The sequence below is a fragment of the Commensalibacter melissae genome (assembly GCF_003691365.1).
GTDB lineage: Bacteria > Pseudomonadota > Alphaproteobacteria > Acetobacterales > Acetobacteraceae > Commensalibacter > Commensalibacter melissae.
Genome location: NZ_CP033087.1, coordinates 1883114 through 1895488 on the forward strand (window position 1 = coordinate 1883114; position 12375 = coordinate 1895488).

Annotated in this window: 13 protein-coding genes and 1 tRNA gene; 8 read left to right on the forward strand and 6 right to left on the reverse strand. The window is 38.3% G+C overall.

Going from position 1 to position 12375, the window contains the following annotated elements:
- Positions 1-44: 44 nt before the first annotated feature.
- The 5 genes from D9V35_RS08550 to D9V35_RS08570 all read left to right on the forward strand — a co-directional run bounded on the left by D9V35_RS08550 (position 45) and on the right by D9V35_RS08570 (position 5503).
- Positions 45-746: a gamma-glutamyl-gamma-aminobutyrate hydrolase family protein gene (locus D9V35_RS08550; protein WP_122124133.1), complete on the forward strand. Its 702-nt coding sequence runs from the start codon at positions 45-47 to the stop codon at positions 744-746.
- Positions 727-1503, forward strand: a complete 777-nt coding sequence (locus tag D9V35_RS08555; protein ID WP_122124134.1) for a pseudouridine synthase — start codon at positions 727-729, stop codon at positions 1501-1503. The genes D9V35_RS08550 and D9V35_RS08555 overlap by 20 nt, the downstream gene beginning before the upstream one ends.
- A 4-nt stretch (positions 1504-1507) precedes the next feature.
- A complete protein-coding gene (rsmD, locus tag D9V35_RS08560) occupies positions 1508-2065 on the forward strand; it encodes a 16S rRNA (guanine(966)-N(2))-methyltransferase RsmD (RefSeq protein ID WP_122124135.1) in 558 nt (185 codons plus the stop codon).
- 70 nt (positions 2066-2135) lie between these two features.
- Positions 2136-4820 carry a DNA translocase FtsK gene (locus D9V35_RS08565; RefSeq protein WP_231504025.1) on the forward strand — a complete coding sequence of 895 codons (2685 nt, stop codon included), beginning with the start codon at positions 2136-2138 and terminating at the stop codon, positions 4818-4820.
- A gap of 17 nt (positions 4821-4837) precedes the next feature.
- A complete protein-coding gene (locus D9V35_RS08570) occupies positions 4838-5503 on the forward strand; it encodes an RluA family pseudouridine synthase (RefSeq protein ID WP_240993367.1) in 666 nt (221 codons plus the stop codon).
- 31 nt (positions 5504-5534) lie between these two features.
- On the opposite strand, the gene rfbD is transcribed toward D9V35_RS08570, so the two are convergent.
- From rfbD to rfbB, 4 genes are read right to left on the reverse strand one after another with little or no spacing between them, the layout of a single operon-like run.
- Positions 5535-6413, reverse strand: coding sequence for a dTDP-4-dehydrorhamnose reductase (gene rfbD / locus D9V35_RS08575; RefSeq protein ID WP_122124136.1), 879 nt, complete (start codon positions 6411-6413; stop codon positions 5535-5537).
- Between the two features lie 12 nt (positions 6414-6425).
- Positions 6426-6986: a dTDP-4-dehydrorhamnose 3,5-epimerase gene (rfbC, locus tag D9V35_RS08580; protein WP_122124137.1), complete on the reverse strand. Its 561-nt coding sequence runs from the start codon at positions 6984-6986 to the stop codon at positions 6426-6428.
- Positions 6987-7015: 29 nt separating this feature from the next.
- Positions 7016-7921 carry a glucose-1-phosphate thymidylyltransferase RfbA gene (gene rfbA / locus D9V35_RS08585; RefSeq protein ID WP_122124138.1) on the reverse strand — a complete coding sequence of 302 codons (906 nt, stop codon included), beginning with the start codon at positions 7919-7921 and terminating at the stop codon, positions 7016-7018.
- On the reverse strand, positions 7918-8973 hold the full coding sequence (gene rfbB / locus D9V35_RS08590) for a dTDP-glucose 4,6-dehydratase (RefSeq protein ID WP_122124139.1): 1056 nt from the start codon (positions 8971-8973) through the stop codon (positions 7918-7920). The genes rfbA and rfbB overlap by 4 nt, the downstream gene beginning before the upstream one ends.
- Before the next feature lie 158 nt (positions 8974-9131).
- Between rfbB and D9V35_RS08595 the strand changes: the two genes are divergently transcribed.
- Positions 9132-9791: a histidine phosphatase family protein gene (locus D9V35_RS08595; protein ID WP_122124140.1), complete on the forward strand. Its 660-nt coding sequence runs from the start codon at positions 9132-9134 to the stop codon at positions 9789-9791.
- 129 nt (positions 9792-9920) lie between these two features.
- Complete coding sequence (locus D9V35_RS08600; RefSeq protein ID WP_110439134.1) at positions 9921-11249, forward strand: lipopolysaccharide biosynthesis protein; 1329 nt, start codon at positions 9921-9923, stop codon at positions 11247-11249.
- 194 nt (positions 11250-11443) lie between these two features.
- On the opposite strand, the gene D9V35_RS08605 is transcribed toward D9V35_RS08600, so the two are convergent.
- Both D9V35_RS08605 and moaC read right to left on the reverse strand, forming a co-directional pair.
- A tRNA-Lys gene (locus D9V35_RS08605) sits at positions 11444-11519 on the reverse strand.
- Between the two features lie 77 nt (positions 11520-11596).
- Complete coding sequence (gene moaC / locus D9V35_RS08610) at positions 11597-12070, reverse strand: cyclic pyranopterin monophosphate synthase MoaC (protein ID WP_122124141.1); 474 nt, start codon at positions 12068-12070, stop codon at positions 11597-11599.
- 56 nt (positions 12071-12126) lie between these two features.
- On the opposite strand from moaC, the gene D9V35_RS08615 reads away from it, so the two are divergent.
- Positions 12127-12375 (forward strand): MoaD/ThiS family protein, encoded by a 249-nt coding sequence (locus D9V35_RS08615; protein WP_110439136.1) that lies wholly within the window; start codon positions 12127-12129, stop codon positions 12373-12375.

The following is a 12375-nucleotide window of genomic DNA, read 5'->3' on the forward strand; positions in this document are numbered from 1 at the left end:
TCCAATATATTCCCCTTAATATTCACCGTCTCCATGATTCTTGTATGACAAATTCTTCTTTACCCTTGATTGGCATCACGCTGGATAGTAGTACAATTCCCTTTACAGATAATCACAACATTTGTTCCTATATTCTAGACAGAAACTTAAAAACAAGTGTTCTTGAGGCAGGTGGAATTCCGTTGGGTATTTTTCCAGTCAATCAAAAGAATTTATCAATGATTCTTGACAAAATGGATGGGCTTGTCCTTTATAAAAATAAATTTTCCGACTCTTCAAAAAATCATGATCCCTTTGAACAAAATCTTCTTCAATATGCTTGGGAAAAAAACATTCCCATTCTGGCCATTGCAGGTGGGGCCTGTCACATGACCTTTTTTCTCCAAGGGGAATTATATAAAAATATTCAAACGGAATTGCCTGAAAGCCTTCCCCATATTCAAATAAATTCTCCCTATCAAGGAAGTCACTGCATTCAACTTCAGCCAAAAAGCTGTTTATATTCTTTAACCAAACGAACAAAATGGATGGTAAATTCTTTTCATCAATCTGGAATAAAATCTGCAGGAAAAGGGATCCCAAGTGCCCTTGCCGAAGATAGCACTATCGAAGCAATTGAAGATCCTTCAAGGTTTTTTTTTGTTGGTGTACAATGGCATCCTGAATTTGCTGTTGATTATACTGATCGCAAATTATTTTCAGCACTAATTGCCAAGGCCAGAACCTATGCCCAAAACAGATCCTGATTCTCCCAATCTCTCATTTTCAAAAGGAGAACGCATTGCCAAATGGCTTGCACGTGCAGGTGTGGCATCCAGAAGAGATGCTGAGAAACTGGTTTCGGAAGGTAAAGTCTTTATTAACCAACAGCAAATCACCCAACCCGCCACCTTTGTCTCGAATAATGACAATGTCTATGTTAATGGAAAACTCATTGCTTATCCAGAACATTCTCGTTTGTGGCGATATCACAAACCTGTTGGCCTGATAACCACCCACAAAGACCCAGAGGGACGACCCACTGTTTTCGGTGCACTCCCGCCCAACATGCCGCGTGTTATCAGTGTAGGTAGATTGGATTTAAATAGTGAAGGCCTTCTACTACTCACCAACGATGGCTCCCTGGCAAGGCAGCTGGAACTTCCCTCCAATCACTGGGTGCGTCGGTATCGGGTCCGGGTATTTGGTCATATCGTACAAGCAAAACTGGATCAGCTAAAATATGGCATTACAGTTGAAGGAATACACTATTCCCCAATCATTGCCAAAATCGATTCACAAAAAGGAATGAATGCTTGGCTTACAGTTTCATTACAAGAAGGTCGTAACCGGGAAATCAGACGTGTTATGCAACATTTTGATTTACAAGTTAATCGTCTAATCCGAATTGCCTATGGACCTTTCCAGCTGGGTTCATTACCAAAAAATAGTCTTGATGAGGTTTCAGGAAAAGTCATTAAAGAGCAAACGGGTAAACACATACCTTTATCCAGAAATAAATAGATATATGCGAATTATTGCCGGTAAATATAAGGGTACACATTTGTACCCCCCTGCTGGTCTGGAAACCCGTCCAACGGCCGATCGTGTAAGACAAACATTATTTGACATGCTTATACATGCAGAATGGGGAGGACAATATTTTTTGCAGGACAGCCTTGTTCTCGATGCTTTTGCCGGAACGGGTGCCTTGGGTATTGAAGCTTTGTCCAGGGGGGCAAGAAAAGGTTTTTTTTGTGAAAAAAATAAATCAACTCGTCAGATTTTAGAAAAAAACTTGACCCGTTGTCATTGCCATTTGAATAGTGTAATTTACAGTGATTATCAGGCCCTGCCAATAACTGAACACCACTGCAACCTGGTTTTCTTGGATCCCCCATATCGAAAAAACCTTATACCTTATACACTCAAGACGCTAGAAAATAAAAATTGGCTTTCCACCCGATCCATTATCATTACAGAAATTGCACAAGATGAAAATCTTATGCTAAATGATAATTATCATATGTTAGCTGAACGAAATTTCAAAAATACATGCCTAAAATTTTGGGTAAAAAGAAAATAACCAAGGGTATATTTCAGTTTTATAACCATATAAAAATAAATAAACCCCTGTAAGGATTTGGATAATTACTGTGCCTAACCAGAATAAAATTGGAAAAAACACGACTTCAAAATTTCAATCTTCATTCAGTAAAAGGCTGATACAGGCAAGCGGCTGGATTCTATGGATATTTGCCTTGTTACTTATGCTGGCATTGATCAGTTACAATCCTTATGACCCTTCATTCAATACCTCGTCAAACCAGCCTCCCAGCAACTTGCTCGGTTATATTGGATCCCATTTGTCAGATATTTTAATTCAATGGGTTGGAATAGCCAGTTTTTTCCCGGTGCTCGTTTTTATTGCATGGGGTTGGCGCATCATACGATTTCAATATTTAAAAGGGATAATTATCCGTTTTATAGCCATGATTATTGCCATACCAGTCATGGCTGCGCTAATTGTGGCAACCATCCTACTATTTTCAGGCAACAAAGTTCCTACGCTTGTTATTCCACCTGGATTGGGGGGATCAATTGGTTACGTGATCGCGAGAACATCTTTGATAGCGGCTCAGGATACACTTGGCATTATGGGAAAAATCTTGATCTGGGTTTTAAGCGCCATATTTTGTTTGCTGTTAATCCCTCTAACAATGGGATTGTCAAAACAGGAATGGAAAAAAATCATAGGTTTTTTCAAAAAGATCTTTCAATTTTTCTATTATACTTTACTCAGGAAATCTAAACCTGCCGAACCAGAAACTGATCATTATATCAATAATTCTTATAATGTCCCTCCACGAACCTACAACCATTCGCCTTTTAAATCCAATCCAGATATCCTGAAGGAAGAACAAACCTATACCCCTCCCGCCTATCAGGATTCTGTCAGGGAAACAACCCATGCCATTCAGCCTTATGCAAAAAAACAGAAACCCTCTTCACTGGCACCAGACAACACACCTATTTTCAACCCGGAGGACGATCAGGAAGATGCCCAGAATAATTATCGGCCGGCATCGCAGTCCTTGATAACAAAGCAAGAAACAACAGTATCCACCACAGTTAATAAAAATGAGCAACCTCTGAGAGAATTAACAAAACCCACCGAATCAATAGAATATGGAGATACCCGGCAACCTGACAAACCTTATGAAAAAAGGGAAACTACGCCCATAAAAAATAAAGGTATTTTTTCCCTGCTCCATAAACCTCTTAAGGAACACTTTGTATCTTCCAATAATGCATCTGAATCTCACCCTCCCTCATTTGAAGAACAATCAGGAAACAGTTGGTCTTTTCCTTCCCTTTCCCTGTTAAAACCCAATTTAAATCACGAAAGCAATAAACCTACACCTGAAATGCTTCATGCCAATGCTCGCATGCTGGAAACCATTTTGGATGATTACGGGGTAAAAGGCACTATAGGTAATATTCTACATGGCCCAGTAGTAACTTTATATGAATTGGAACCGGCTCCAGGTATCCGGTCTGCTCGTGTCATTGGCCTGTCCGATGATATCGCCCGCTCTCTTTCCGTTATATCAGTGCGCATTGCCACCGTTCCAGGCAGAAATATCATCGGGATTGAGGTTCCCAATAATATTCGTGAAATTGTATATTTTTCCGAACTGCTTAATACAGAAAACTGGTACAGAAATTCTGCACGTTTATGTCTGGCTTTGGGGAAAAACATTTTTGGTGAGCCAATTTATGCAAATCTTGCAAAAATGCCACATCTATTAATTGCTGGAACCACCGGTTCAGGGAAATCAGTGGGCGTTAATGCCATGATTCTATCCTTATTATATCGCCTGTCTCCTGATGAATGCCGTTTGATCCTAATTGATCCAAAAATGCTAGAGCTTTCTGTATATGAAGGTATTCCCCATCTTTTGACCCCTGTTGTCACCGATCCGCACAAAGCCTTGTCTGCCTTGAAATGGGCGGTAAGGGAGATGGAAAGACGTTATCGTCTTATGTCCCAGCTTGGAGTCAGGAATATTGATGGTTATAACCAGCGCATAACCAATGCAAAAAATCAAAGCAAGGTCATGACAAGACGCATACAAACAGGCTTTGATCCTGAAACTGGTAAACCAACATTTGAGGAACAGCAAATTCCCCTTGAACATTTTCCCTATATCGTTATCGTCATTGATGAAATGGCTGATCTCATGATGGTGGCCGGCAAAGATATCGAAGCTGCCGTTCAACGTCTTGCGCAAATGGCTCGAGCTGCCGGAATACATGTTATCATGGCAACACAGCGTCCTTCCGTTGATGTAATTACCGGGACCATTAAGGCCAATTTCCCCACTCGTATCTCTTTTCAGGTAATCAGCAAATTTGACAGCCGAACTATTCTTGGTGAACAAGGAGCCGAACAATTATTGGGACAGGGAGACATGTTATTCATGCAGGCGGGTGGACGTATTGAACGCATTCATGGTCCCTTTGTCTCTGATGAAGAAGTTGAACGGGTTGTTCAGCATTTACGCACACAGGGTGAACCGATTTATGTTGAAGATGTTACCGTTGACCCTGTGGAAGATAATAATGGACGTTCAGGCGGTAATAATGATGAATTATATAACCAGGCAATCAATCTTGTTTTAAGAGAGGGAAAGGCTTCCACCTCATTTATTCAACGTCATTTATCCATCGGGTATAATCGAGCAGCCAAAATTATTGAACAAATGGAAAAAGAACGGATTGTCAGTCCTGCCAACCATGTTGGTAAACGTGAGATCCTTATTAAAAGATCAGAATAAGGGGAAGATTCTTTACCTTGCTTCCTTTTAGAATTCTTTATCAAGATAACTATTATATTATCATTGACAAACCTGCTGGAATGCCTGTGTATTCGAGCGATAAAAATGATTCCATTCCCTCTGTCGAAAAATTTTTTCCCCTGTTATCAAGACGAAAGGAAGGGCCATGGCTAGTGCACCGTTTAGACCAGGATACAGCTGGATGTTTATTAATAGCCCTACGCAAGCAAGCCCTAATCAAGGCCCAAGCCTGTTTTGCGCAACATAAAGTAAATAAAGTCTATTGGGCCATTGTTCAGGGTAGACCGAAAAAATATTCCGGTATCATTACATCACCCCTTTTAAAAATAACACAAAAGGGCCAATGGAAAATGATACAAGATAATAAGGGTCAGAATGCACTGACAAAATGGAAATTTTTGAAAGGCGATAATACATGCAGTTTAATTGAACTTAATTTACAAACGGGTAGAACCCATCAGGCCAGAGCCCATTGTTCCATTATGGGACATCCAATTATCGGTGATACAATATATGGTGCCAAGAAATATTCATCCATTCCATTATCATTATTGAGTCGAACCCTAACGCTTCAATTGGAAACAGCCATTTCTGCTACGGCTCAGCCACCACAACATATGCTACATTACATAAATAAATTCAGCATATATAAAAAGTCTTAACCCTCAAGATCAAGACTTTTATATTTAAATTCTATGTCGAGAAAATTTTTTTAATGACATTATCAACACTTTTATGCCAATCCGGTAACCGTATGGCAAAAGTTTTATAAAGCTTGTCCGTATTCAACCTTGAATCCTGCGGTCTTTTTGCAGGAGTTGGCCAATCTTCAGTTTTTATAGAAGTAATGGAAGGCATTTTTTGTCCATAACGCTCTGCCTGTCTCAATGCATATACAGCCAAATCATACCAGGTCGCATCACCCGTTCCAACAGCATGATAAATACCGCTCCAATTATCCTGCCATTTTTGACCGACAATCCGATCTGCTATTTTCATAATCGTCCAAGCCAAATCATCAGAACAGGTTGGATTTCCCTTCTGATCCCCTACAACACGAAGCGCTGGATTTTTGGCTCCCGCATTAATGATAGTACGAACAAAATTTTTTCCGTGTTCCGAATAAACCCAAGCTGTCCTCAATATAATTGCATGAGGATGAGCCTGTAAAATAGCCTTCTCTCCTGCAACCTTACTTGCCCCATATACTGTTTCGGGAGAAATTGGATCCGTTTCAACATAAGGAGTCCCCTTTTCACCAGAAAATACATAATCTGTTGAAATATGAATCATGGGAATATTACATCCTGCACATAATTCAGCTAAATAGGCAGGCCCATCGCTATTGACCAAATAGGCTTCATCTCGATGATCCTCTGCCGCGTCAACAGCCGTCCATGCTGCCGTATTTACAACAAGGTCAGGTCTATCTTGCTCAAAAACTCCGCAAATCGTATTATGTTGTGTAAAATCAAACTGTGGACGGCCGATGAACTTTAAGCGTTTATCATGCAAATTCCGTAAAGATTCTGCCAATTGTCCATTTTTCCCGCCAATTACTAGAATTGTCACCAGTTTATCCTTTTATGAATATGAAAACCAATTCTTTGCTGCTGAAAATGATGGATTTTGCATATCTTTTTCTGATAAAATCGCATCATTTCCAGCGATTGGCCATTCAATGCCAATTTCTTTACAATTCCATAAAACAGCACGCTCACTGGCTTTATTATATAAATTTGTACATTTATATTGTACCATAACGTTTTCTGTTAACGTACAAAAACCATGTAAAAATCCTGGTGGTATCCACAATTGAGACCAATTGTCAGCTGATAATTCCGCAGCAACCCATTTCCCATATGTCGGAGAACCCGTTCGCGCATCAATAGCCACATCCCAAATCGAACCTTGCGTACATCTTACCAACTTCCCTTGTTCATAAGGGCCTAACTGACAATGCAAACCCCTCACAACACCTTTCTGAACAGAAAGGCTTTGATTATCCTGCACAAAAGGCAAATCAATCCCGACTTCTTTTAATCGCTGTGCATTATAGGTTTCTGAAAAAAATCCGCGATTATCCTGAAAGCGAGGAGGTGTTATCAATAATACTTCTGAAATGGCTAATTTTTCTATTTTCATGACAAATATTTCTTACTTTTAATAATTAATTACTTTTGATTAAAACCTTCGTTTGCAACATCCATCAACATTCTCCCAAGGTCTGTTTTATTCAATTTTTTTGCAATTGCACGTAATTGCTCCGCATTAATAAATCCTCTATGATAGGCCACCTCAGCAGGAGATCCCACCAAAATCCCTTGTCTTGCCTGAATCATTTGCACAAAATTTCCCGCCTGCATCAAACTGGCGGGAATACCGGCATCCAACCAAGCACAACCCCGACCCAGACGCTCTACATGTAAATTGTTATTTTCAAAATAAATTTTATTTAAATCCGTGATTTCATATTCACCACGTGCTGATGGTTTAATTTTTTTTGCATATTCTGTAACCCTTGAATCATAAAAATACAGTCCTGTCACAGCCCAGTTTGAAGGAGGATCTTTCGGTTTCTCTACAATCTGGGTTACCTTGCCATTTTCATCAAATGTCACAACACCATACCGTTCAGGATCACTAACCTGATAACTGAATATCGTTGCACCGGATTTTCGTTGAACCGCCTTTTGCAACAGCTGACTTAAATGTGAAGCAAAGATCAAGTTATCCCCCAGCACCAGGGCACAAGGGGAAGCATCCAACCACTCTTCAGCTAAAACAAAGGCTTGTGCAATACCTTCAGGTTTGGGTTGAACACAATAGTCAAATTTCATTCCAATATCAGAACCGTTTCCCAATAATCTTTTGATTTGTGGTATATCATGAGGGGTAGAAATAATCATGATTTCCCGAATACCCGCCAGCATTAATGTTGTCAGCGGATAATAAATCATGGGTTTGTCATATATAGGCAATAACTGTTTACTGGAAACAGCTGTCAAAGGATATAACCTTGTACCTGATCCACCAGCCAGTAATATACCCTTTATTGATTTTTCATGCTGATTTGTCATTGTTTTATTCCCAACCGTTGTCCAGCATAATGTTTTTGACGAATATTTTTCCACCAATCCTCATGATTCAAATACCATTGAATCGTTTTACGAATTCCTTCTTCAAAATTGTGTTTTGCTTTCCATTTTAATTCGGTTTGTGCATGGACTGGATTTATTTCATATCTAAAATCATGACCTGGACGATCCGTCACAAAATGAATCAACCGCTCATATTTTCCCTGAGGATCAGGCTTCAGTTCATCAAGAATATGACAAATCGTTTGCACAACCTCCAGATTAGTTCTGGGTTGTTGGGCACCAATTGCATAAGTTTCTCCCGGAATTCCAAGCTCTATAGCTTTTACAAGCGCTTCAGCATGATCCTCAACATACAGCCAGTCTCTTATATTATCTCCCTTACCATAAACTGGTAGAGCCTTGCCTTCCAAGGCATTGATAATCATTAACGGGATTAACTTTTCTGGAAAATGCCAAATGCCATAATTATTTGTTGTGTTTGTCACAAAAGTTGGAAGTCCATATGTATGAAACCAAGCCCTAACCAGATGATCTGAAGCTGCTTTTGAAGCAGAATAAGGACTGCGCGGATCATAAGGGGTTTGTTCTGTAAATGGGGGATCTCCAGACTGTAAAGTACCAAAAACTTCATCTGTTGAAATGTGATGGAAACGGAATTTTCTTTGTCTATCTACTGACATTGCTCTCCAATATTCATAAGCAGCCTGTAATAAACAATATGTTCCATGAATATTGGTCCGAATAAACACTTCAGGCCCATCAATCGAACGATCTACATGAGATTCTGCAGCCAGGTGCATTACTGCATCAGGCTTGAATTGGTTAAATATTTTTTTTAATGAAATAAAATCAGTAATATCAGTTTTGCAAAAAGAATACCGGCTATTTCCAGCTATTTCTGCCACATTATCAAGAGAAGCCGAATACGTTAGGATATCGATATTAACCACTTCATGCTGCGTATTTTTTATAAGATGTCGAATCACAGCTGAACCAATAAAACCACATCCTCCAGTGACTAAAATCAACATTATTAATGTACCTTAAATAATTTTTTTGTATTTTATATTATAAATTTATTGAATATCTTCAAAATATCTTAAAAATTTATAATAATTAAATCAAACCAATTTGCAATTTATGATATAAATACCCATATTTTTTGACTATATAAAGTATATCATTGCTTATGTCTAACAATAATTTTAGTTTCATAGACCATCCTGATTCTATTGGTGATACGACACGTTTCTGGTTTATTCGTCATGCAATTGTTAATGAAAAGGATCGTTCTTATCTTTATGGTACTAAAGATGTTCCAATCTGTCCTACACATTTAAAAAAACAACAAACATACTATCAGTTTCTGGCCAAGAAATTACCCAAGACACAACTTTGGTTCATTACCAGCCTTTCCCGTACAAGAGATACGGCCTTACAAATTCAAAAGGCGGGTTATGGATCTGAGAATTTACAAATCGAAAATGCTTTTCTGGAACAGAATCTTGGAGCCTGGCAGGGTCTATCACATGTTACAGTTGAAAAACACCGAAAATTTTCTGCGCATCCTTTTTGGCCCTTCTCAGCCGAAGAAACTCCACCCAAAGGTGAAAACATGAATGATGTCCATCAAAGAGTCAGTTGCAAAATGGAGGAATTTAGCAGAATATACACAAATAAAGATATTATTGTCATATCTCATGGCGGGGCTATTCGGGCTGCCCTTGCCTATGCTTCAAAAATCCCGGTTAATTCAGCATTATCCTTTGCCATTTATAACCTTTCCATTACTCTGATAGAAAAAACACGTGAACATTGGCATATTATTACGGTAAATGATATGATTTAGCCTTTTATTTTTCTAAAAAAAATTACTATATATTTTAACTTAAAAAAAAATTGCTAAGGCATTATCTCTTTAATGCCCTGAAAAACTGAAAATAACAAAATCTGTTTACTTGAAACTATGGAATAAAGAGTGCCAAAGAATAAAATCCCTTCCTATAGAGGCAGTTTAAGGCGGTCAGGATATAACGTATTAAAATTATTAAGCGGAAAGATCATCAATGTTCCTCTTGGTTTAGCCCAAATTTATTTAACAACCCGACTCATTGGTGATAAAGGATACGGTTTTCTGGTTCTTATATACGCTTTTGGCCAGCTTGTGGGCGATGTGGCAGAATTTCAATCATGGCAGACTGTCTTGCATTACGGTCTTAAACCCTATCAAAATAAAGATCTTCCCCTTTTTCAACGAGTGTTGCGATTTTCTTTTTTACTTGATGCATGCAGTGCTACCTTTGCCTTGGTCGTCAGTGTTCTGATTGCCATAAATTTCAGCAATATTTTGGGGTGGCCACCTGAATGGCATTATCTGGGTATCATTTTCAGTTTTTCTGTTTTATTTACGACAAGTGCAACAGCCAATGGCGTTTTATTATTATTGAACCGTTATGATTTACTGGCCATTCAAGGGACAACAACAACAACAGTTCGGTTCTTGGGCATCGCTTTTCTTACCCTTATTCATGGTGGTATGTTGGGAGCAGTTATTGTCTGGACTTTTGCCACTTTCATGAATTTCATTACTATTTTGGTCACCGCTTTGTACCAACTTTACAAGCAAGGTTTTTTAAAAGGATTTTTCAATCGTATTAATGATGGGCTTACCAAAGATTTACCCGGGATATGGAAATTTGCCTGGAATACCAATATAAACATGACTTTTTCCCTTGTTTCCGCCCATATAACCGCTCAAATTATTGGAAGTATGCTTGGTACTGTTCAAAATGCACGCTATTCGATTGCCAATAAAATTTCAGAAGCGATTGCAAAACCTGTCATTATGCTACAATCTACATTATATCCGGAAATGACCCGCTCATGGCAGGGCAGCAAACCATCGCACCTTTATAAAATGGCCTTGCAAATCACTCTTTTAACCGGCGGTATCATTTCCGTTATTTTTCTCATTCTACCTTATATTGCACCATATATCATTTCATTATTACTTCATAAATCCACCACACCTGAAACCCTTCATTTACTATATTGGTTGGCTGGTGCAAAAGCAGTTATCCTATGGGGGATTTCCTTGGAACCCATTTTAATCACAACAGGAAATACCAAAGGGGCATCCATTTCTCGTGGAATAAACAGTTTCATTTATATACCAATGTTGATTATTTTTATTCAAAAATGGGGGATACAGGGGATTGGACCAGCCACCCTAATTTCATCTGTATTACTGGTTATTTCCCAAATCCTTTTTGTTATAAAATATAAAAAGAAAACTATAACACAATAATAAATCCTGCATTATTATGAATAATATTTTTATTAAATATTATAATATTGTTTAATGCTCATTAATTTTTTTATTATTTAAATAACCAAAATTCTAAAACATGAATTTTAAACTCATAATATGGGGCTTTTAACTTAAAAATACATATTTCTCAAAATTATATTTGATAAATAAAAATTTCTGTATCAAGAAAATGGTGGGCGCACAAGGGTTCGAACCTTGGGCCCGCTGATTAAGAGTCAGCTGCTCTACCAACTGAGCTATGCGCCCCACACAGAACTTTTATCAAGAAGCGATCAAAAATACAAGATGAATTCAGTAATTAGACTGAACTTTCCTTATAAAATTTAAAAATTAAATTCTCCGCTTTTCCCACCCTTTTTAAAAACAAGATGAATGTTATGCATGACCATTCTTTTATCTACCGCTTTAAGCATATCATAAACGGTTAACAATCCTACAGAAACCCCTGTCAACGCTTCCATTTCAACTCCTGTTTTGCCCTCTGTATCAACAGTAACCCGCATATGCACAATATGTTTGCTTTCTTCCAATTCAAATTCCACTTTTAGATGATTTAGCGATAATGGATGACATAAAGGGATCAAATTTGAAGTCTGTTTGCTGCCCTGTATGGCGGCAATTCTTGCTATACCTAGTATGTCACCCTTATGACTGTTTCCTTTTTTCAAAAGTTCAAAAGCTTCCTGAGACATCTGGATTGACCCCCCAGCCATGGCAGTTCTTTTCGAGATTTTCTTATCTGCGACATCAACCATGTGAGCTTGCCCAGACTCATCAAAATGCGTCAATTTACTCATGATATTCTTCCTATATTAATCTTTAAACTCATTCTAGCAGATGCTATATATATAATATGATAAAAATCCGTTATTTTGGTTTTCTTAAAGATATTTTACAAATTGAAGAGGAAGAAATTACCTGGGACAACGGTAATTCACAAGATTTACTCAATTTTTTAAGAAGCCGCAATGCCTCTTGGTCGGACGCCTTGGCAGAAGAAAACATTTTCCGCCTGGCCATTAATCAACGCATTATCTATCAACCCACTCCCCTTCATCCTGATGATGAAGTTGCCATTCTACCTCCTGTTACAGGAGGTTGA

What these genes read in the sequence shown, in the direction of transcription:
- rfbA (WP_122124138.1), bottom strand. Translation starts at nt 7,921, where the DNA reads ATGACAAATCAGCATGAAAAATCAATAAAGGGTATATTACTGGCTGGT.
- moaC (WP_122124141.1), bottom strand. Translation starts at nt 12,070, where the DNA reads ATGAGTAAATTGACGCATTTTGATGAGTCTGGGCAAGCTCACATGGTT.
- rfbB (WP_122124139.1), bottom strand. Translation starts at nt 8,973, where the DNA reads ATGTTGATTTTAGTCACTGGAGGATGTGGTTTTATTGGTTCAGCTGTG.
- rsmD (WP_122124135.1), top strand. Translation starts at nt 1,508, where the DNA reads ATGCGAATTATTGCCGGTAAATATAAGGGTACACATTTGTACCCCCCT.
- D9V35_RS08550 (WP_122124133.1), top strand. Translation starts at nt 45, where the DNA reads ATGACAAATTCTTCTTTACCCTTGATTGGCATCACGCTGGATAGTAGT.
- D9V35_RS08555 (WP_122124134.1), top strand. Translation starts at nt 727, where the DNA reads ATGCCCAAAACAGATCCTGATTCTCCCAATCTCTCATTTTCAAAAGGA.
- D9V35_RS08615 (WP_110439136.1), top strand. Translation starts at nt 12,127, where the DNA reads ATGATAAAAATCCGTTATTTTGGTTTTCTTAAAGATATTTTACAAATT.
- D9V35_RS08595 (WP_122124140.1), top strand. Translation starts at nt 9,132, where the DNA reads ATGTCTAACAATAATTTTAGTTTCATAGACCATCCTGATTCTATTGGT.
- rfbC (WP_122124137.1), bottom strand. Translation starts at nt 6,986, where the DNA reads ATGAAAATAGAAAAATTAGCCATTTCAGAAGTATTATTGATAACACCT.